Genomic DNA, 20817 nt, shown 5'->3' on the forward strand with positions numbered 1-20817 from the left:
GCTGGCCCGATAGAAAGATAGCCCGCGAACCGCTGTCAGACCGCGACAGCAGCCGCTCGCGGCGGCGCGCGGCGTCTGCGGATGGCGATCTGGCCGGCGACCGCCACATCCGCGCCCGCGGCCGACTGGTCCCGTTCGGCAAACAGCCAGTCGATGAAGACCTGGGCGATAGGCGCCGATTTCACCTCGTTGCGGCACACCACATAGAACGCGTCGACGGCCGGCACCGAAAGGTTGAACGGCGTCACCAGCTGGCCCTTGGCGAGCAGGCCGCTGGCTGTGACAGAGTCGCCCAGCGCCACGCCGTGACCATGGATCGCCGCCCCGATCGCCAGATGCGCGTCGCTCATATGGTGGCGCTGCCCCCGGGCGAGATCGAGCGCATCGGCGGCCGCGAGCCAGGTGTGCCATTCGCGCCCATCGTCGGCATGCAGCATCACGTGGTCGGCTAGGTCGCGGACCGTGCGGATCGGCCGGTTGTTGATGAGCGTCGGGCTGACCACCGGGAACAGTTCGAGTTCCGACCATTTCTTCAGCCAGCAATCCGTCCAGCTGCCGTCGCCGTAATGCAGGCAGACGTCGATATCGGGCGAGCGGATATCGGCCGCGTCGTTGGAGCCGATGAGCTTCAGCCTGATGTCGGGATATTGCGCGGTGAAGCTGCCGAGCCTGGGGATCAGCCACAGCGACAGCAGCGCCGGCACGCAGCTGACCGACAGCGCGCCGGAACTGCACGGCCTTGTCATGCGCTGGGTGGCGGCGGCGATGCCGTCAAAGGCGCTCGACACGGCCGGCAAAAGCTCGGCCCCATGCGGCGACAGCTTCAGCTTTTGCCCGGCGCGATCGAACAGTTTCACCTTGAGCGATTGCTCCAGCGCGCGGATCTGATGGCTGATAGCGCCGTGGGTGACGTTCAGTTCGCCCGCCGCCTTGGTCAACGAGCCATGTCTGGCAGTCGCCTCGAAGGCGCGCAACGGGTTCAGCGGCGGCAGGCGCTTGGCGGCCATGGGAAGCCCGTTCCTGTGAGAAGATCTCACACTGGAGGCTACAACAATATCAATTGATTTTCCAACTGCGCTGCCGCAACAATTCGGGACAGCACAAAATAAGAAGAAACTTGGAGGGCATGCCCGGGGACAGCACGACGCGGCCAGAGATGGCCGGCGCGGGTTGTTGGGCGTCCGTGCCGAAAGAGGAGGCCGAAAATGGGCTACGATCGCGGAAAACTCGACGCTCTTCGCCAGAAATACGGCGAGAGCCACGGCGGCGAACTGTTCAACCCGCAGTTCCGGCGCGTCGCCGACAAGATTTTCAACGAAAGCGGCACGCGGCTTGCCCCCTATTCCGGCATTCCGACATTCCTCACCGCGCCCTATGTGCCGGTCGACCATGACAATCCGGATTTAGGCGACCTGCAGGTCGCCTTGGTCGGCGTACCGATGGATCTCGGCGTCACCAACCGGCCCGGCGCACGCTTCGGCCCGCGCGCGCTGCGCACCATCGAGCGCATCGGGCCCTACAACCACGTGCTCGACTGCGCGCCGGTGCAGGATCTGCGCGTCGCCGACATCGGCGACATCCGCTTCCAGAGCCGCTACCGGCTCGAGCTTTCCCATGACGACATCGAACGCCGCATCAACCAGATCGTCGACGCCGGCGTCATTCCGCTGTCGGTCGGCGGCGACCATTCGATCTCCCACCCGATCCTCAAGGCGGTCGGCAAGAAGCGTCCCGTCGGCATGATCCACATCGACGCGCATTGCGACACCGGCGGCGCTTTCGACCAGACGAAATTCCACCATGGCGGCCCGTTCCGCAATGCGGTGCTCGATGGCGTGCTCGACCCGACCCGCACGATCCAGATCGGCATTCGCGGCTCGGCCGAGTATCTTTGGGAATTCACCTACGAATCCGGCATGACGGTCATCCACGCCGAGGAAATCTCCGGCATGGGCATCCCCGCGGTCATCGAGCGCGCGAAACAGATCGTTGGCGACGGTCCGACCTACCTGTCCTTCGACATAGACAGCCTCGACCCTGCCTTCGCGCCCGGCACCGGCACGCCGGAAGTCGGCGGGCTGACGACGCGCGAAGTGCTGGAGATCATCCGCGGCTTCAAGGGCGTCAACCTGGTCGGCGGCGACGTGGTGGAAGTCGCACCTCAATATGATTCCACCACCAACACCGCCCATGCTGGCGCGCAGGTGCTGTTCGAGATCCTCAGCCTTATGGTGTTCAGCCCGGCAATCACGAGCAAGGGAGCTTGACATAAAGCAGAAACAAAACCGGCGGAAACACCACGCCTGAGACGCCAGCATCGCGTTACCGTCATTGAGGCGCAAGCGCCACGGTGATTTAATGAACCAGAAACAAGGGAACAGCCGCAAAGCCGGCAAATAGAGGAGAATACCGATGAAACGAATTCTGAACGGGCAAGTGAGCCGCCGCGCGGTGCTTGGCGCCGGCCTGGCCACCGCCGGCATGCTGGCAATGCCGTCGATCCTGCGCGCGCAGGACAAGTCGCTGAAGATCGGCGTCTATGGCGGCTACTTCAAGAAATCCTTCGACGAGAACATCTTTCCGGAGTTCACCAAGGCCACCGGCATTGCCGTGGAATCGATCGCCGAGCCGACCGGCGAGGCGTGGCTGGTGCAGCTTGAACAGGCCGCCAAGGCCGGCCAGGCGCCCGCCGACGTTTCGATGATGTCGCAGACGTCCACGCTGAAAGGCCTGCCAACCGAACTTTGGACACCGATCGACTCGGCCAGGATCAAGAACTTCGATAGCCTGCTGCCGCACTTCATCAGCAAATATCCGGACGGCCGCGTGGCTGGCGTCGGCGCCGTGGCCTGGTACATCACGCTGGTCACCAACACCGAAGTGTTCAAGGAGCCGCCGGTTTCCTGGGCCGACATGTGGGATCCGGCCAACGCCGACAAGCTCGGCCTACTTGCGCTCGCCTCCAACTCATTCCTGCTCGAAGTGACTTCCACGACCTTCATGGGCGGCACCAAGGCGCTCGACACCGAGGAAGGCATCCTCAAGACCATGGAAAAGCTCGCCGAGCTGAAGCCGAACGTCCGCCTCTGGTATCGCGACGAAGCGCAGTTCGAGCAGGCGCTGAAGTCGGGCGAGATCCCGATGGGGCAATATTACCACGACGTGACCGGCCTTGCCGCCGCCGACGGCCAGCCGGTCCGCTCGACCTTCCCGAAGGAGGGCGGCATCCAGGATTCGGGCAACTGGGTCCTGTCGCGCGCCTCCGAAAAGGTCGACGAGGCGCATGTCTTCATCGACTATATGAGCCAGCCGGCGATCCAGGGACTGATGTCACGCAAGGTCGGCACGGCGCCGACGCTGAAGAAGGAAGTGCTCGACCTGACGGCCGAGGAATTCGCGGCGGTGTCATCCGAAATCCCACCGATCCTGCCGCGCTACGACCTCTACACGACCAAGTCCGACTGGATAAACCAGAAGTGGACCGAGCTGATCGTCGCGGCGTAGCTCGCAACAAGCGTTGTGAAGCGCCGACCCCCTCACCGACCGCTTCGCGGCCACCTCTCCCCCTCAAAAGGGGAGAGGAAAGGCGCCAGGCCCGCCACGGTTCCTCTCGCCATTTCAGGGGGAGAGGTGCCGGGCGCAGCGAGGCGGTGAGGGGGTCTCGCGCGACCAAATGGGGTAAGCTATGTCCGGACTGGCACTGCAAGATATCACCAAGCAATTCGGCGACTTCAAAGCGGTCGACAACGTCACTCTGTCGGTTCCGCACGGCAAGTTCGTCTGTTTGCTCGGCCCGTCCGGCTGTGGCAAGACCACGCTCCTGCGCATGATCGCGGGCCTCGAGGAGCCGACCGAAGGCGCCATCATCCTCGACGGCGAGGACATCACGCCTGTCCCCACCCACAAGCGCAATCTCGGCATGGTGTTCCAGTCGCTGGCTCTGTTTCCGCATCTTTCCGTCGGCGACAACATCTCCTACGCGCTGCGCATCCGCGGCGCTTCGAAGGACGAGCAGAAGCGGCGCGCCGAAGAACTCCTGAAGCTCGTTCACCTCCCCGGCTTCGCCGACCGCCCCGTCGCAAAACTCTCCGGCGGCCAGCGCCAGCGCGTTGCCATCGCCCGCGCGCTCGCTCTGTCGCCGAAACTCTTCCTCCTCGACGAGCCGATGTCGGCGCTCGACGCCAAGCTCCGCGAATCCATGCAGGTGGAACTGCGCCAACTGCAGCAGCGGCTCGGCATTACCACCTTCGTCGTCACGCACGACCAGCGCGAGGCGATGACCATGGCCGATCTCGTCGTCGTCATGGGCGAGGGGCGCATCCGCCAGGCAGCCTCGCCGATGGAAATCTATCGCAAGCCCGCCGACGCCTTCGTCGCCGATTTCATCGGCTCGACCAATCTCCTGGACGTCACCGCCGACAGTTCGGGCCGCGCCTCGGCCCTCGGGAAGGTGATCCCCGGGCTCTCCCTGCCTACAGGCACGGCCAAGGCATCCATCTCGATCCGGCCGGAAGACGTACGGCTCGGCAAGCCCGGCCCGGACGCGATTGCCGGCACGGTCACCTTCGTGCGCGATCTCGGCGGCACGATCGAGACCTTCGTCGAGGCCGGCGGGACGACAATCATCGCCGTCGCCACGCCGCGCGAACGCATCGACCTCGCTGCCGGCGACAATGTCGGCGTCACCCTGCCGCCCGAAGCCTGCGTGGTGGTGAAGTCGTGAGATGCACAACCCTTTGCCAGTTTGAGCGCCAACGTCGACGCCCCCCTCTCCCCGTTCTTCACGGGGAGAGGGTAAGGGTGAGGGGCAGCGCCGACCTTGAGACGCTGGCGCCGCCCCTCACCTGGCTGCCGCCACCCTCTCCCCGCGAAGTACGGGGAGAGGAGCGCCTGTCGGGAGCGGATCGCCCTTCATGAGACGCGAAGCCCCAAAATCCATAGCCGACTACACGCCGCTGTTCTTCCCGGCGGTCATGCTCGTCGTCTTCTTCGTCGTGCCGTTTTCGACGATGATCGCCGTCTCCTTCTTCAAGCGCGATCCGGCCGGCTTCTACACGCCCGATTTCGTGCTCGATAATTATGCGCGCTTCCTGTCGGCCTTCTTCGGCAGCGTGCTTGGCTTCTCGCTGATGCTGTCGGTGATGGTCGCCATCTGCTGCGTGGCCATCGCCTTCCCGTTCACCTATCTGCTCACCCGCCGCCCGCGCGCCGTGCAGACAGTCTGGCTGGTCTGCCTGCTCTCGGTCCTGTCGCTATCGGAGGTGATCATCGGCTTTGCCTGGTCGACGCTGTTTTCGCGCACCGCGGGCATCACCAATCTGTTCGTCTGGCTGGGCCTGATGCAGGAGCCGGTCGCGCTGCTGCCGGGTTTTGGCGCGGTGCTCACCGGCATGGTCTACCAGGCGCTGCCCTATACGATCCTGGTGCTCTATCCCGCTCTGGTGCGGCTCGACCCGACATTGCTGGAAGCAGCGCGCACGCTCGGCGCATCGCCCATCCGCGCCTTCTGCAACGTCGTCACTCCGGCGCTCCGAAACACCATCGTCGCGACGCTGATCATGGTCTTCGTCTTCGCGCTGGGCTCGTACCTCCTGCCGCAGATCCTCGGCCGGCCACAGCACTGGACGCTGTCCGTGCTCATCACCGATCAGGCGATCTACCAGTCCAATATGCCGTTCGCTGCGGCGATGGCGGTGTTCCTCGTGCTGATCTCGCTGGCGCTGGTCGGCTTGACGTTGCTCGTCGGACGCAGGGAGAACGCGCTATGAGAGAGACGTTCCTTCGCCGGCTCTATTTCGTCGCCGTGGCGCTGTTCCTCGCCGCGCCGCTGATCGTCGTCGCAGGCGTTTCGGTCAACGAAAAGCAGGATCTCGCCTTTCCGCCGGTCGGCTTCTCGCTCTCCTGGTACGCACAGATCTTTCTCGATCCGGAATGGCGGCGCGCGCTGATCGCCTCGGTGGTTCTGGCGTTCACTTCGGCAGCGCTTGCGGTCGCCATCGCGCTGCCGCTGGCCTGGTTCCTGTGGCGGCGCATCGCGCCCTGGGCAAATGTCTTCCAACTGCTCGGCGTGGCGCCCTTCATCCTTCCGCCGGTCATCACCGCGCTCGGCTTCCTGACTTTCTGGGCGACGATCGGCCTCTACGGCCAGCCGTGGACGGCGGTCATCAGCCATGCGATCTTCTTCGTGACCCTGCCGCTGGTGACGCTGTCGCTCGGCTTTGCTTCGATCGACCGCTCGCTGGTCGAAGCCGCCTCGACCATGGGCGCCGACGACCGCACCGTGCTCAAGACCGTGGTGCTGCCGCTTATCCTGCCCTATCTGGTCTCCGGCTATGCCTTCGCCTTCGTTTTGTCGCTCAACGAATACATCGTCGCCTACATGACCGTCGGCTTCGTCATGGAAACGCTGCCGATCAAGATCTTCAACGCGCTGCGTTACGGCTATACGCCGACCATGGCCTCGGTATCGGTCTTCTTCGTCGCCATAGCGGCGCTGGTTTTCGGCCTGATCGCCTGGTTCGGCGATATCAGGCGGCTGCTCGGCGCAATGTCGTCGGAGGCGAACTGATGAGGCTCGCCGCGCTCCAGATGCACGCGGTGGCCGGCGACCGGACGGCCAATTTTTTCCGCATCGAGACGGCCGCTCGGGAAGCTGCCGAAAACGGCGCCGACCTTCTGGTCACGCCCGAGCTTGCGATCCCCGGCTACGGCGCCGGCGAGATGATTTCCGAGCTTGCCGAACCGGCCGGCGGCGATCTCGCCGAGCGGCTCGCCGCCCTGTCGCGCGAGACCGGCGTGGCTTTGGTCGTCGGCTTCGCCGAGCACGACGGCGAAACGGTCTTCAACAGCGCGATCTACGCAGACGGCCAGCGCAGCATCGTCTATCGCAAGTCGCATCTCTTCGGTCCCTACGAGCGCAAGCTCTTCGCACCCGGAAAGCCCGCCGCCTGCATCGTCGAGCATCGCGGCATGAAGCTCGGGATGCTGATCTGCTATGATGTCGAATTCCCGGAAAACGTCCGCCGCCTGGCCCAGACGGGGGCGCAGGCGGTCATCGTGCCGACCGCGCTGCCGGCCAGCGACCACGCCGAATTCATCGCGCGCAAGCTGGTCCCGGTGCGCGCCTTCGAAAACCAGCTCTTCGTCGCCTACGTCAACCATTGCGGCAATGACGCGCTGTTTTCCTATGCCGGCCTGTCGGGCATCGCCGCGCCCGACGGCACGATGCTGGCCGAAGCGCCCGAAACCGGCGAGGCGCTGCTTTTCGCCGACATCCAACCCACCGACTACGCCGCCTCGACCGCCGCGAATACTTATCTGCCGGACCTCAGGGTCTGAGCGCCGCAGTTCCTGACTTGCGGCAATCCCCCCGGCAGTCGTCATTCTCGAACTCGTGAGCGAGCGCAGCGAGCGGAGAGTGTCGGGAATCCTGCCTCGCTCTACCGGAAGTCAAAGGCGGTGGAGGGGGCGCTGCGAGCCTCAAACGTGGATAGAATCCACTCTCATTCCGGCTCGTTAGCAAAAAGAACTGTTTTGGATCAATGGCATAACAGCCGGCGAGAAGAATTTTCGCACCTGCATTTGTGCACACATGCCGCCCCACCCGCATAATCCGTGGCATCGCCCTTGCGGGAACCGGTTCCGGACCGGGGATCGGTAGGGCGGCGGTGACCTCTCCCCGTGGATTCGGTTCCCACGGGCCTGAGGGCGTCCGACGGGCCGGCATTCCGAGCGAAGCGCCAATGCTTCGTGAACGGAAGGCGGATCATCCGCGCGTCATTGTCCATGGAAAGAACATGGAGCGGGGCGCGTGACCGGTCGACCGTGGCGACAGACACCGGCGGGGCGCGGAAGCTGCGCCACGTATTCAATTTCGGTAGGCAAGGCCAAGCGCCCCGCTTCCCGACTTCTCCCTGCAAAAGGGAGTGTTCTTTGACAGAGGCCAGACGCGAAAGCGGGCGTGGCGATGAACAGGTGCGTCCTTCGAGGCTCGCTGCGCTCGCACCTCAGGATGAGGACCCTGTGTGTTCGGCTAACTAGCGAACCAACCCTGCACAAGAACCCTCTACCGCCAGACCGTCAGCCCCAGTTCTTCCCTTCGCAGCCAGCGCGCCAGCAACAGCACGGCGACCACCGCCAGACCCGCCGACAACCCGATCCAGATGCCATTGCCGGCAAGCCCGAACTGGAACGCGAGCAGCACGCCGAGCGGCAGGCCGACGCCCCAATAACCGATTGCAGCATAGACCATCGGCACTTTCGTGTCGTGCAATCCGCGCAGCATGCCCGACGCTACCGCCTGCGCGCCGTCGACGATCTGGAACAGCGCCGCGAACGCAAGGAACGACACTGCAAGCCCGATCACCGCAGCGTTTTCTGGCGCCTGGAGATCAATGAAGGCGCTGATCAGCAGACGCGGCCACAGGATCATCACCAGCGCCATCAGCGCCATGAATCCGACGCCGAGCACAAAGGCGGTCCAGCCGGCGCGGCTGATCCCGTCCGGGTTGCCCGCGCCATAGGCAAGGCCGACGCGCACCGTCACCGCCTGGTTCAGGCCGAGCGGCACCATGAAGCTGATCGAGGCGATCTGGATGGCGATGGCGTGCGCCGCCAGCGAGGCGGCGTCGATCAGCCCCATCAGCAGCGCGGCGGCGTTGAAGATCGTCACCTCGAACGCCAATATGCCGGCAATCGGCAGGCCGAGCCGGAGCAGCGCCATGAAGCGCGGCCAGTCGGCCCGCCAGAACCGGCCGAACAGCCTGTAGCGGCGAAATTTGGGCTCGAGCGTCACCACCAGCGCAAGCCCTGAAAACATCAGCAGGCTGGAAAACGTGGTCGCCATGCCCGCCCCTGCGATGCCGAACGCCGGAAATCCAAGATTGCCGAACATCAGGCACCAGTTGGCGAACGCGTTGAAGGTTACGGCCGCGAACACGATGACCAGCGCCCAGCCCGGCCGCTCCAGCGCCGAAATGAACGAGCGCAGCACGATATAGCCGTAGAAAGGCAGCACCGCCCATTGCAGCCAGACCATGTAGAGCGCGGCCTCGCGCGCCAGCGCCGGCTCTTGGCCCATCCAGACGAGGATCGTCTCGGTGTTCCACAGCACGATCCAGATCGGAATGCAGACCAGCACCGCCAGCCACAGGCCTTGGCGCACGGTGCGGCGTATGTCGCGCACCGAATGGCGCTTGCGGCCGAGTTCGGTCGCGATCATCGGCGAGGTCGCCAGCATCAGGCCGAGCCCGAAGATCAGCGGCGCGAAATAAAGGTTCGAGCCGAGCGCGCCGGCGGCAAGCGTCGCCGGCCCGAGCCGCCCCATCATCATGACGTCGGTGGCGTTCATCGCCACCTGGCCGAGATTGGTGAGCACCATCGGCCACGACAGCGCGAGCATCGCCCGCACCTCGTCACGCCAAGGGTTTGCAGGCGCTCTCGCGCCGGCCTCGAACACAGTCATTTGTCCATCTTTCCGCAAGCCGGCATCCGCGAACGCACGGAATGCCGCAAATCCGGCGGCAAAACGCCAGCCATCATCCTGTTTGCGACCCTATCTGGACGAAAGCGGCGTGAGTGGCAAGAGAGGAGGAAGAAGCAAAGGTTGAGCCAGGACTTCAATGCGTTCGGGAACCCGGATGCCGTTCCGGGATTGGGTATAATGATGTCCGGAGAGTTCGCTATGCCTTCGACCTCCATTCGCAAGACGGACTACGACGCCGCGACGCGGACCCTGTCGGTATGGTTTGTCGCCAGCGGCAAACGCTACGACTATGAAAACGTGCCTCCCGAAACCTACGCGGCTTTCCGGCAGGCATTTTCGAAAGGGCGCTTTTTCAACGCCTTCATCCGAAACCGATTCACCTATCGCGTGGCAAAGCAATCAGACGCCGCATAGCGCGACGACGCCCGACAGAACGGCAGGGAGCAGAGCCTGGGGGCCGCGTTCGCTGCACTAAGCTCAGTGGGCCGCGAACGATCTCACCTCAGTTTGCACGAGTAGATGTGCCTCATTCAGGAAAAATATCGCACGAATGCGAAGCTTCGGCTGTCCGGCGCCCAGCAGGCACGTTCATCGTCCCTTGGCCGCCGAACAGGCCGAGCAGAACCCGCGGTTCGCCACCGGCGGCCGGCAGCAGGCGGAGTTCCACGTCCTTGTCGCGGGGATGGCCGGTCACGCCGGGCTCATAGGCGAGATAGAGCACATGCCGGCCGTCCGGCGAAGGATGGGGAAACCAGTTGACCCGCGCGTCGTCCGTCATCTTCTGAACGCCGCTGCCGTCCGGGCGCACCCGCCACAGGTCCACAGCGCCGTTCTTCTCTCCGTTGAACCAGATCCATTCGCTGTCGGGCGTATAGTCGGGCCCGTCGCAATGGTCGAAGCCGCGGGTGACCTGGAACTCCGCACCGCCTCCGACCGGACAGGTATAGACCTGAAAAGTGTCGCCACGCTTGGCCACATAAGCGAGCGTGCGTCCGTCGGGCGACCAGCCGTGCCAGTAGGCGGGCGCTCGTTCCGTCACGCGGGTGGGCGTTCCGCCGCCGAACGGCAGCGTATAGATCTCGCTCGACCCGCGCTCGGTGGAATCGCTTATCACCAGCGTCGCTCCGTCGGGCGAAATGCCGTGGTCGTTGTTGATGTTTCGGGCGAAACCGGTGTCGATCTCGACGAAACGGGGATCGGCCAGATCGACGCGGCAGAGCCTGCCGTTCCGGTTGACCACCAGCGCGGCGCCGTCGGGCGTCCAGTTCGGCGCTTCGACGAGATCCGCCGTCTTCAGCACCGTCGTCACTGTTTCGCCGGCGAGTTCGAAGATCGCAATCTCGCTCTTCACATTGTCCTCCCTGAAACCTTCGTGAAGGCCGCATCACCCGATCGCGTCGAGCACCTGCCGCTGCCGGTGCATCTCCAGGAACACCCGATAGTCCCGGTCGAACCGCGCTCGCGCTCTCGCGTCGGGCTTGCGCTCGCGGCCGCCCTGCTGCATAGCCGCGCAGGCTTGCGCCAGCGTCGGAAACAGGCCGGCCGCGGTGGCCGCCACCATGCCCGTGCCGAGCAGCATCGAATCCTCCGCCCGCGGCTCGATCACTGTGCGGCCCGTCGCGTCGGCGTAAAGCTCCATCAGCAGCGGGTTCTTCGCGTGGCCGCCGGTGATATGCAGCGTGTCGACGGGGTGGCCCTTCTCGTTCAGCGCCTCGAGTATGTGGCGCACGCCGAGCGCTATGCCGACGCAGGTGCGCCAGTAGAGCCGGCAGAGGCTGTCGAAGGAAGCATCGAGCGTCAGCCCGCTGATCACGCCCACCGCGTGCGGATCGGCCAGCGGCGAGCGGTTGCCATGGAAATCCGGCAGCACATGCAGGCGTCCGGCGAGGTCCAGCCCCCTCCTCGGCGCGCAGTTCCATCACCCGCGCTGCGATCCGGCGGTGGGTCGCCGCGTCGGGTTCGCCGCCCGCGCCGTGCCAGCGAATGACGTGGTCGAGCAGCGCGCCGGTGGCCGACTGGCCGCCTTCGCTTAGCCAGCAGCCGGGCAGCGCGACGCCGAAATACGGCCCCCAGCCGCCGATGAAGGGGCGCGGCTCGGTCGACATCGCCATCACGCAGCTCGACGTGCCGGCGATCAGCGCGACATGCCGTTCGAGGCTGTCGAGATCGCCGGCATGGCCGCCGAGCACGCTGAGCGCGCCGGCATAAGCGTCGATGAGCCCCGCGCCGACGCGGCAGTTCACGGTCAGGCCGAGCGCCTCGGCCGCCTCCGCCGTCAGCGGCCCGAGATCCGCGCCGACCGGGCTCGCTTTGTCGGGCAAGCGGCCGCGCTCCAGCATGTCGGGAATGCCGACGAGCTTCAGGAAATCGCGGCGCCAGCCTTCCGGCTCATGCGCGACATAGGTCCATTTGCAGGTCAGCGTGCATTGCGAGCGGGCAAGCGAGCCCGACGCCTTGAAGGTCAGGAAATCCGCGAGGTCGAACATATAGCCGGCGCGCGCCCAGCTTTCGGGCAGGTTGCGCTTCAGCCACATCAGCTTCGGCGCCTGCATTTCGGGCGACATCACGCCGCCGCAGAAGTCGAGCACGCGGTGGTCGGTCGCCGTGCACTCGTCGGCTTCCTTCAGCGCGCGGTGGTCGAGCCAGACGATCGTGTCCCATCGGTCATCGCCGCCGGTCGAGACGCTCAGCTGGCCGCCGTCGAAATCGCGCAGCACCAGCGAGCAGGTCGCGTCGAAGCCGATGCCGGCAATATCTCCCGCCGCGACGCCCGACTTGCCGAGAGCTGCCCTGACGGCGATGCACACCGCCGCCCAGATGTTTTCAGAATCGTGCTCGGCGTGGTCGGGTTTCGGCCGGTGGAGCGCGATCGGATGCTCGGCGCGCCCGAGCAGCCTGCCGGTCCTGTCCAGAATTCCGGCGCGCGCGCTGCCGGTGCCGACATCGACGGCGCAGACGAGGCCCTCCATCAGCAGGCGCGCTTTCGCGCTGGTGTCCGGGATTGATATTTCGGGCGCGGCAGCATGGGCGCGAGCATAATGCCCGCCGGAAACCGCGCAAGAGCCCGTCGCCTGGCGCAGGAGGCAGGCTACCGCTTTGGGTTGATTGTCGCCATACCAGCTTCGGTGCCAGAATGACCGGTATGCTGACGAAACCGGCGTTCGCCCTCGAAATAATGACCGGGAGGCAACTTCGCGGAGGATAATCATGACCCTTCCCAGTTACACAATGAATCAAGCAACCTTCCCGGAGATGTACGAGCGGTGGCTCGTAGATCCTCTCTTTCGGCCGTGGGCGGAAATGACTCTCGAGGAGCTGGAATTGTCTCCAGGCGATCGTGTCCTCGACATCGCTTGTGGAACAGGAATAGTCGCACGCGTCGCAAAGGAGCGCCTCGGTGACGCCGGATACATCGTCGGCATCGACATCAGTTCGGATATGCTCGCCGTTGCACGCGCCGTGGCACCACGCATCGACTGGCGCGAGGGCAATTCCAGCGATTTGCCTCTTCATGACAGAGAGCAGTTCGACGTCGTCGTCTGCCAACAGGGATTGCAGTTCTTTCCCGACAAGCCCGCGGCCGCGGCGCAGATGCGGCGGGCCCTGGCGAAGGATGGCAGGTTGGCGGTGGCCACCTGGCGTTCTGACGATGAAATCCCGTTCTTTCGGGAGCTGCGCCGCGTCGCGGAACGCCATCTGGGCGCCATCGCCGACAAGCGGTACAGCTTTGGAGACGCAGCCGCGCTTGAGGCGCTGCTTTGGGACGCCGGCTTTCACGAAGTCCGGTCAAAGACGATATCGCGCGCCATGCGCTTCAAGGACGGCGCACCCTTCCTGCGATTGAATACGATGGCGCTGGTCGGCATGAGCGCTGCCGGCAAAGACATGGGCGAACAGGATCGCAAACGCGTCGTGGAGGAGATCGTGAGCGAGAGTGCGCCCGCGCTGCGGCCATACAGCGATGGATCGGGACTCGCTTTCGAGCTCAGCACCAATCTGGCGACAGCCAAAGGGTAAAGTGCTTCCCGCATGATCCATCCCGGATAGCGTTCTGAGGGGACAAATCTGGGCAATGGCAGGTGACGGCAGGTTTCTCAATGATGGAAAGTTGGCTGGTGGTGTTCGCCCCGGCTGGAGACCGGATTCGAAGATCGGACGAAATTTGCGGATGCCGGGAGGTCCAGCGCCGTGCTTCCTCGCCTAGGCCAGCCTTCCACGAGGCGGATGAGGTTGCCGCAGGTGTCGTCGAAATCCACGACAAGGGTCGGTCCCATCGGCTTCGGTTCGTCGCGGAAAGCGACGCGCCCTGTCCTGATCGTTGACGACAATGCTGGTGAGCTTGAGCGATCGGGCCAACAGCGTCGCGCCGCTAGTCAAGCACGACCACGGCCTCCACCTCGAAGAGCATGGGGTCGATTGCAAGCTTGGGAACGGGAACCAGGGTCTGCGCCGGCAACGCCTCGCCGAACATTTCCTTGACGTTCTGGGTCAACACCCCGAGCTTGGACATATCGTGATCGACCACGAAGACCGTGAGCTTGGCGACCTGATCCGGCTTTGCGCCGAGCGCATCGAGGGCGGTGCGCAAATTTGCGTAGGCCTGCTTAACCTGGACGGCGAAATCGGGCGACAAGGCTCCCGTGCTGTCCTGGCCGCCCTGTCCGGAGATGTAAGCCACTTTGGCTCCGCCGGGCACGATCACCGCCGTGCTGTAGCCATTCGGCGTCGGGTCGAAGAGGTTTTGTGGATTGACGATGGTCAGCTTGAGATCGTTCTCATTCGCTGTCGTCGCAGTGGGAACGCCCATGGTCATGATGATTAGCCCTCCGATAAGCAGATGCTTGATTGCGCGTGACATGATTTTTCTCTTGGCTCTGAGGGCTACGAGCACCCTTGCGGCCGTCAGGATTGAACTTTAATCCATCGCCTATCCGATCGACTCGTACGCCGCACGAGTCATCCTATGGTATGATGTACGAGTCAACCGCTCAGCATCGACATTCCTGACGTTGCCTGCCAAAATCGAGGTACCGACCAGCGAGGAAGACGGATGGCAGCCAAACGCAGCGGCGCCCGGAGCAAGCAGTCTCAACGGACCAGTGTCTCGCTCCAGCCCGTGCAGGAGCCGCGCAGTGAACCGCCGCTCTCTCGGGAACGTATCGTGGCGACCGCGGTGGAACTGCTGGACGCTCAAGGGCTCGACGGCTTGACGATGCGCCGGCTGGCCGATCGGCTCGGCTCGGGCGTGATGAGCCTATACTGGCACGTCGACAACAAAGAGGATGTCTTTGATCTGGCGCTCGACTCGGTGCTCGAATATCGCGGACCGCCGCAAATGGTTGAATCCCAAGACTGGCGCGGAGAACTCGTTCATATGCTCGAAGACTGGCGCGCCGGCATGCTGCGCCATCCCTGGTCGGCATCGCTGCTGCCGCGCCGGGCGCTCGGCCCGAACATCCTCGGTCGCCTGGAACTGTTGAGCAAGACCTTGTCAAAAGCCGGTGTAGCGGACGCGGATCTGAACGTCGCGATATGGTCGCTCTGGAACTATGTGATGGGCGCCACCATCACCCGGGCGAACTTCGACCTCCCGGACGACGGCAGGGCCGCCACGCAGCAGTGCCTTACACGTCCCGGCGAACGCTACCCGACAATCGAACGCTCCCGCCTGCTGTTGGACAGCGACTGGGATGGCGCCTTCCGGAAAGGCCTCGGCTTCCTGCTCGATGGCCTCGCTCCAGGATAATGAACTTTTCCTACATCTCCTGCGCAATGAGTAGAAGGCGGGACGCACGGCCTCCGTCCTCAAATCGTCTTCAGCATGCCTCCGTCGACGTGATAGGTCGCCCCGACGGCGTAGCTCGCCCGGTCCGAGCACAGGAACACGAAAAAGTTTGCCAGTTCCTCGACAGTCCCGAACCGCTTGATCGGCGCGTGCTCGTCCGCCACCGACTGCAGATAGCCTTCCCAGTCGCCGCCGCTCTCCGCCGTCAGCTGCTTCGCCGTCTTGACCCAGTCGGGCGTCAGGATCAGCCCGGGATTGATGGTGTTGACGCGGATATTATCCCTGATCACCTCGTTGGCGAGGTTCTTTGAAAACATCAGCAGCGCGGCCTTCGTGACGTTGTAGATCGGCTCGTACCACAGCGGCTGCACCGCGCAGATCGAGGCGTTGTGCAGTATGGCTCCTCCACCCCGCGCACGCATCATCGGCACGAAACCGCGCGCCAGCCGCACCGCCGCCATTACATGCAGTTCCCAGTAGACCTGCCACTTGTCGTCGGCGGCTTCCATGATGGTCTCGTTGGAGCCTGTGCCGGCATTGTTGACGAGGATATCCGCGCCGCCGAATTTTTCCTGGGCCGCTTCGACCAGAGCCGCCGCGCCGTCCACCGTCGCCACGTCGCAGGCCACCGGAAGCGCAGTGACGCCATGTTCGCGCGCGATCCGCTCGGCCTCGGCGGCAAGGCGCTCCTCGCCGCGCGCGGCCATCACCACGTGCGCGCCCTCTCTCGCAAAGGTCTCCGCGACGCCCAGCCCGATGCCGACGCTCGCGCCGGTGATGACGGCCACCTTGCCCTTGAGTCCCAGATCCATGAAAGCCTCCGCCATCTTCAATTGCGAGAAATTATGCGAGCTCGCCTGCTTCCGGAAGGGTGGGTGCCACGACAAATTTGCTAGGGTGGTGCCAAAGACCCCCTCTCCGTCCGCTTCGCGGCCACCTCTCCCCCGCAAGCGGGGGCGAGGAAACGCCAATCGCCGAAACCGCGCTATTCCTCGCACCCATTCTTCATGGGGGAGAGGTGGCCGCGAAGCGGACGGAGAGGGGGTCGGGCACCGCCCTATCAGCTTAGCGCGAAATTCTCGCGAACACAGACCTCACGGCGTCCTACCCAAATACCGCCCCAGCGTCTCCCGCGTACCCACCCGCCACAGCATCTCCAGCGCATCCGCAAACGCCGCCGCAAATATCTCCGACCGGCCAACGTCGCCGTAAATATCCTCCATCGCCAGCCACGTTCCGGCATCGTCCTTCGCCGCTCTGGCGGTCGTCAGCAGCCGGTCCCAATTCGGGTCGTTTGGCGCGATCTCGGCGCCGGACTCGGTGATTCCAAAACAGTAGCGGCACCACAGCGCGGATTCGAGCGCCAGACCCTCTATGCCCGCCCCTTCCTTCAGCCGGTCGGCGATGGTCGGGATGATGAATTTCGGCTGCCGGTTCGAGCCGTCGAGGCAGAGCCGCCGCACCGTGTCGCCGATCTTCGGATTGGAAAACCGCCGCTCGATCAGCTCGAAATACTCCTCCAGCACCACGCCGGGCACCGGCGGCACCGTCGGGATTATCTCCTCGCGCTCGAGCTTGGCCAGAAACGCCCGCACCAGCGGCTCCTGCATCGCCTCGTGCACGAAATGGATGTCCATCAGCCCGGCGGGATAGGCGATCGTCGCATGGCCGCCATTCAGGATGCGGATCTTCATCAGTTCGAAAGGCGAGACATCGTCGACAAACTGGACGCCCGCCTTTTCCAGCGCCGGTCGGCCAGCCGGAAAATTGTCCTCCAGCACCCATTGCCGGAACGGCTCGCAAAACACCGGCCAGGCGTCCTCGACGCCGAACTTTTCGGCCAGGATCGCGCGTTCGCGGTCGGTGGTGGCGGGGGTGATGCGGTCGACCATGCCGTTGGGAAAGGCCACATTCTCGCTCACCCAGTCCGCCAGGCCGTCATCGGCGATCCGCGCCAGGCCGATAATCGCGTCGGCGGTGACATGACCATTATGCGGAATGTTGTCGCACGACATGATCGTAAAGGCAGGCGTCCCGGCCTGCCGACGCCGCTTCAGTCCAGCCAGGATGATGCCGAATACGGTCGAAGGATGGTCGATGTCGGCGGCGTCGGCGATAATCGCGGGATGTCCGGGATTGAATTTCCCCGACGCTGGATCGATGAAATAACCGCCCTCGGTGATGGTCAGCGAGACGATGCGGATCGCCGGATCGGTCAGCCGGCGGATGATGGCGGCGCTGTCGCCGGGGACAAGAAAATCGATCATCGCGCCGGTCACCCGCGCCTGCATGTGGCCGTCGTCCTGCTCGACCACCGTGGTCAGAAAATCTTGGCTCGCGAGTTTTTCGCGCCCTGCTCTTTCGCCCTCGAAAACCCCAGCCCCGACCAGCGCCCAGTCATGATCGCTGCCGGCGTTGAACAAATCATCGAGATAGACCGCCTGATGCGCGCGGTGGAAATTGCCGACGCCGAAATGCAGGATCCCGGGGCTGAGGTCACTGCGGCGGTATTTTGGCGCGGCGACGCTGGGGGGAGGCGGGTCAGGGTCTCGGACGAGAGCTTAATGGTCATTTTCAGAGGCCTCTGCCGTGACATGAGAAAAATCGGCCGTTCTGGACCGACTCTGATTTCCGCTGAGTTGAGGCATGGATTCCCGACACTCTCTGCTCGCTGCGCTCGCTCACGAGGTCGAGAATGACGGATTTCCCTCTCCGTCTCCGCCAGTCGTCGACGTTGGCGGCTAGTGGGAACATACCCGGCAGTTCGTCATTCCCGACCTCGTGAGCGAGGAACGAGCGGAGAGTGTCGGGAATCCATGCCGTGTCAGAAAGGACGCCAGAATCGGCCCCGAAAAGCGACTGACCGAAACAGGAAATGTTATGCAGTTGCTTTGCCGTTCGTGGGGGAAGATTGCCTTCATGATCCCCTCAACTCATCCACTGACCGCCGTCGACATTGTAGGTCTGGGCGACGATGTATTCGGCCTCGGCGCTGGCGAGGAAAACCGCCATGCCGGTCAAATCTTCCGCCCGGCCCATCCGCCCGAACGGCACCGCCTCGCCGACCAGCCGCTTCTTCTCGCCCTTCGGCCGGTTTTCGTATTTGGCGAACAGCGCGTCGACGCCGTCCCAGTGCTCGCCGTCGACCACGCCCGGCGCGATCGCATTGACGTTGATGCCGTGCTTGATGAGATCGAGCCCCGCCGACTGGGTCAGCGAGATGAGGGCGGCCTTGGTCGCGCAATAGACCGCAACCAGCGCCTCCCCCCTGCGCCCCGCCTGGCTCGCCATGTTTATTATTTTCCCACCCTTGCCGCGAGAAATCATCGAGCGGGCGGCCGCCTGCATCATGAACAGCGTGCCGGCGACATTGACCGAAAACAGCCGATCGTAGCTTGCCCTGGATATCTCGACGATCGGCGCGGCGTCGAAAAGCGCGGCGTTGTTGATCAGTATGTCGAGCCCGCCGGCCTTGTTCTCGACCGCCTTCACCGCCGCATCTATGGAGGAAAGGTTGGTGACGTCGAGGCTGACCGCGTAAGCTGCGTCGCCGATCTCGTCGGCGGCCTTCATCGCCGCGCCCAGGTTGATGTCGCCGATGCAAACCGTCGCACCCTCCCGCACATAGGCTTCGGCGAAGGCGCGGCCGATGCCGCGCGCGGCGCCGGTTATCAGCGCCGATTTGCCGGCTAACCTCTTCGTCACATCGCGCTCCCGTCTTCGCTGAACCGGTGCAGTTTTGTTGGGTCGGGCGTCAGGAAAACCGTGTCGCCGTGCTTGACCGAAATTTCGCCGTCGGCGCGCACCGTCAGCGGCCCGACCCCGTCGGCCTGCACATGCAGGAAGGTGTCGGAGCCGAGATGTTCGGCGACGCCAACCGTCGCCTTCCACTCGCCCGCGGTGGTCGATATCTGCATGTGCTCCGGGCGGATGCCGATCGTCGCCGCACCATGCTTCGCAGCAACCGCGCCGTTGATCAGGTTCATCTTCGGCGAGCCGATGAAGCCGGCCACGAACAGGTTCTTCGGCGTCTTGTAGAGTTCCATCGGCGAGCCGACCTGCTCGATATTGCCGGCGTTCAGCACCACGATCTTGTCGGCCATGGTCATCGCCTCGACCTGGTCGTGGGTGACGTAGATCATCGTCGTCTTGAGTTGGTGGTGCAGTTCGCTGATCTCCAACCGCATCGTGCCGCGCAAGGCGGCGTCCAGGTTGGACAGCGGCTCGTCGAACAGGAAGGCCGAGGGCTGGCGCACGATGGCGCGGCCTATGGCGACGCGCTGGCGCTGGCCGCCGGAAAGCTGCCCCGGCCGCCGGTCGAGATAGTTGGTGAGGTTGAGGATGCGCGCCGCGTCGGCCACCTTCCTGTCGATTGCCGCCTTGTCCTCGCCGGCCATCTTCAGCGGGAAGGCGATGTTCTTGGCCACCGTCATATGCGGATAGAGCGCATAGGACTGGAACACCATCGCCAGCTTGCGTTTGGCCGGCGCCTCGCCGGTGACGTCGCGCCCGTCGATGACGATCGCGCCGGCGCTGGTGTCCTCCAGCCCTGCGATCAGCCGGAGCAAGGTCGACTTGCCGCAGCCCGACGGGCCGACGAAGACGACGAACTCGCCGTCCTCGATGGTCAGGTCGATCTCCGGGATGATGACCGTCGCCCCGAAGGATTTCGACACTTTTTTCAGCGTAATCTGGCCCATGGCTTCCTCCCCGGGGATTCTATTTGACTGCGCCAAAGGTCAGGCCGCGCACCAGTTGCCGTTGCGAGAACCAGCCCATGATCAGGATCGGCGCGATGGCCAGCGTCGAGGCGGCCGAAAGCTTGGCCCAGAACAGCCCCTGCGGGCTGGAGAACGAGGCGATGAACGCCGTCAGCGGAGCGGCATTGGTCGTCGTCAGGCGGATCGTCCAGAACGCCTCGTTCCAGGCGAGAATTATATTGAGCAGCATAGTCGAGGCGATGCCGGGAATAGCCATCGGCGTCAGCACATAAACGATCTCGTTGAGCAGCGAGGCGCCGTCCATGCGCGAGGCCTCGAGGATCTCGCCGGGTATTTCGCGAAAATAGGTGTAGAGCATCCACACCACGATCGGCAGGTTGATCAGCATCAGCATGACCGTGAGCCCGAGCCGCGTGTCGAGCAGGCCGGTATCGCGAAAAATCAGGTAGATAGGCACCAGCACCGCCACCGCCGGCATCATCTTGGTGGACAGCATCCACATCAAGACGTCCTTGGTCCGCTTTGTTGGCGAAAACGCCATCGCCCAGGCGGCGGGTATGGCGACCAGCAGCGCCAGCAGCGTCGAACCGACCGAGATGATCACCGAATTCATGAACGGCTTGAAATAATCGCGCTGCGTCTGCACCTCGATATAGTTCTCGACGGTCCAACTGGGGAACAGGCTGAACCCCGCAATCGCCTCCGGCTCGGTCTTGAACGAGGTCAGGATGGCGTAGAGGATCGGGAAGAAGATCACGAACGCGACCAGCCATGCGGCGGCGGTGAAGGCTGCCTTGCGTCGGGTCGAAACTGCGCGGGCCATGGTC

Annotated in this window: 16 protein-coding genes and 3 pseudogenes; 9 read left to right on the forward strand and 10 right to left on the reverse strand. The window is 64.1% G+C overall.

The features are described 5' to 3' along the window. Positions 1-35: 35 nt before the first annotated feature. Entirely contained in the window at positions 36-1007 is a 972-nt protein-coding gene (gene gcvA, locus ACG873_RS25065) for a transcriptional regulator GcvA (protein WP_394888492.1), read from the reverse strand. A gap of 198 nt (positions 1008-1205) precedes the next feature. Here gcvA and speB point away from each other — a divergent pair, with 198 nt between their 5' ends. The 6 genes from speB (at position 1206) to ACG873_RS25095 (ending at position 7338) form a co-directional block, all read left to right on the forward strand. Then, positions 1206-2267: an agmatinase gene (gene speB, locus ACG873_RS25070; protein WP_394888493.1), complete on the forward strand. Its 1062-nt coding sequence runs from the start codon at positions 1206-1208 to the stop codon at positions 2265-2267. 145 nt (positions 2268-2412) lie between these two features. Further along, entirely contained in the window at positions 2413-3504 is a 1092-nt protein-coding gene (locus ACG873_RS25075) for an ABC transporter substrate-binding protein (protein ID WP_394888494.1), read from the forward strand. A gap of 181 nt (positions 3505-3685) precedes the next feature. After that, positions 3686-4723, forward strand: a complete 1038-nt coding sequence (locus ACG873_RS25080; RefSeq protein ID WP_394888495.1) for an ABC transporter ATP-binding protein — start codon at positions 3686-3688, stop codon at positions 4721-4723. 190 nt (positions 4724-4913) lie between these two features. Beyond that, positions 4914-5768 carry an ABC transporter permease gene (locus ACG873_RS25085; RefSeq protein WP_394888496.1) on the forward strand — a complete coding sequence of 285 codons (855 nt, stop codon included), beginning with the start codon at positions 4914-4916 and terminating at the stop codon, positions 5766-5768. Beyond that, positions 5765-6568 carry an ABC transporter permease gene (locus ACG873_RS25090; RefSeq protein ID WP_394888497.1) on the forward strand — a complete coding sequence of 268 codons (804 nt, stop codon included), beginning with the start codon at positions 5765-5767 and terminating at the stop codon, positions 6566-6568. The genes ACG873_RS25085 and ACG873_RS25090 overlap by 4 nt, the downstream gene beginning before the upstream one ends. Next, positions 6568-7338, forward strand: coding sequence for a carbon-nitrogen hydrolase family protein (locus tag ACG873_RS25095; RefSeq protein ID WP_394888498.1), 771 nt, complete (start codon positions 6568-6570; stop codon positions 7336-7338). The genes ACG873_RS25090 and ACG873_RS25095 overlap by 1 nt, the downstream gene beginning before the upstream one ends. Positions 7339-8065: 727 nt before the next feature. Here ACG873_RS25095 and ACG873_RS25100 read toward each other — a convergent pair. Continuing rightward, positions 8066-9463 (reverse strand): MATE family efflux transporter, encoded by a 1398-nt coding sequence (locus tag ACG873_RS25100; RefSeq protein WP_394888499.1) that lies wholly within the window; start codon positions 9461-9463, stop codon positions 8066-8068. On the opposite strand from ACG873_RS25100, the gene ACG873_RS25105 reads away from it, so the two are divergent. Further along, on the forward strand, positions 9464-9898 hold the full coding sequence (locus ACG873_RS25105; RefSeq protein ID WP_394888500.1) for a KTSC domain-containing protein: 435 nt from the start codon (positions 9464-9466) through the stop codon (positions 9896-9898). 116 nt (positions 9899-10014) lie between these two features. Here the strand turns inward: ACG873_RS25105 and ACG873_RS25110 are convergent. Together ACG873_RS25110 and ACG873_RS25115 are read right to left on the reverse strand one after the other, a co-directional pair. Beyond that, positions 10015-10835, reverse strand: a pseudogene (locus tag ACG873_RS25110) (hypothetical protein). 33 nt (positions 10836-10868) lie between these two features. Beyond that, positions 10869-12453: pseudogene (locus tag ACG873_RS25115) on the reverse strand (FGGY-family carbohydrate kinase). A 238-nt stretch (positions 12454-12691) separates the two neighbouring features. Between ACG873_RS25115 and ACG873_RS25120 the strand changes: the two are divergent. Continuing rightward, the gene (locus ACG873_RS25120; RefSeq protein WP_394888501.1) at positions 12692-13501 is read left to right on the forward strand and encodes a class I SAM-dependent methyltransferase; all 810 of its coding nucleotides are present in this window, start codon (positions 12692-12694) and stop codon (positions 13499-13501) included. Between the two features lie 352 nt (positions 13502-13853). On the opposite strand, the gene ACG873_RS25125 is transcribed toward ACG873_RS25120, so the two are convergent. After that, positions 13854-14342, reverse strand: coding sequence for a RidA family protein (locus ACG873_RS25125; RefSeq protein ID WP_394888502.1), 489 nt, complete (start codon positions 14340-14342; stop codon positions 13854-13856). A 192-nt stretch (positions 14343-14534) separates the two neighbouring features. Here ACG873_RS25125 and ACG873_RS25130 point away from each other — a divergent pair, with 192 nt between their 5' ends. Next, entirely contained in the window at positions 14535-15230 is a 696-nt protein-coding gene (locus tag ACG873_RS25130; protein ID WP_394888503.1) for a TetR/AcrR family transcriptional regulator, read from the forward strand. A gap of 59 nt (positions 15231-15289) precedes the next feature. Here ACG873_RS25130 and ACG873_RS25135 read toward each other — a convergent pair whose 3' ends face one another. The 5 genes and pseudogenes from ACG873_RS25135 to ACG873_RS25155 all read right to left on the reverse strand — a co-directional run bounded on the left by ACG873_RS25135 (position 15290) and on the right by ACG873_RS25155 (position 20813). Then, positions 15290-16081 (reverse strand): SDR family NAD(P)-dependent oxidoreductase, encoded by a 792-nt coding sequence (locus ACG873_RS25135; protein ID WP_394888504.1) that lies wholly within the window; start codon positions 16079-16081, stop codon positions 15290-15292. 282 nt (positions 16082-16363) lie between these two features. Further along, positions 16364-17841 (reverse strand): annotated as a pseudogene (locus ACG873_RS25140) (mannitol dehydrogenase family protein). A 356-nt stretch (positions 17842-18197) separates the two neighbouring features. After that, positions 18198-18974, reverse strand: a complete 777-nt coding sequence (locus tag ACG873_RS25145; protein ID WP_394888505.1) for an L-iditol 2-dehydrogenase — start codon at positions 18972-18974, stop codon at positions 18198-18200. Continuing rightward, positions 18971-19969: an ABC transporter ATP-binding protein gene (locus ACG873_RS25150; protein ID WP_394888506.1), complete on the reverse strand. Its 999-nt coding sequence runs from the start codon at positions 19967-19969 to the stop codon at positions 18971-18973. The genes ACG873_RS25145 and ACG873_RS25150 overlap by 4 nt, the downstream gene beginning before the upstream one ends. 19 nt (positions 19970-19988) lie before the next feature. Continuing rightward, positions 19989-20813, reverse strand: a complete 825-nt coding sequence (locus ACG873_RS25155) for a carbohydrate ABC transporter permease (RefSeq protein ID WP_394888507.1) — start codon at positions 20811-20813, stop codon at positions 19989-19991. Positions 20814-20817 lie beyond the last annotated feature (4 nt).

The sequence above is a fragment of the Allomesorhizobium aridi genome (assembly GCF_043769475.1).
Taxonomy (GTDB): Bacteria; Pseudomonadota; Alphaproteobacteria; order Rhizobiales; family Rhizobiaceae; genus Allomesorhizobium.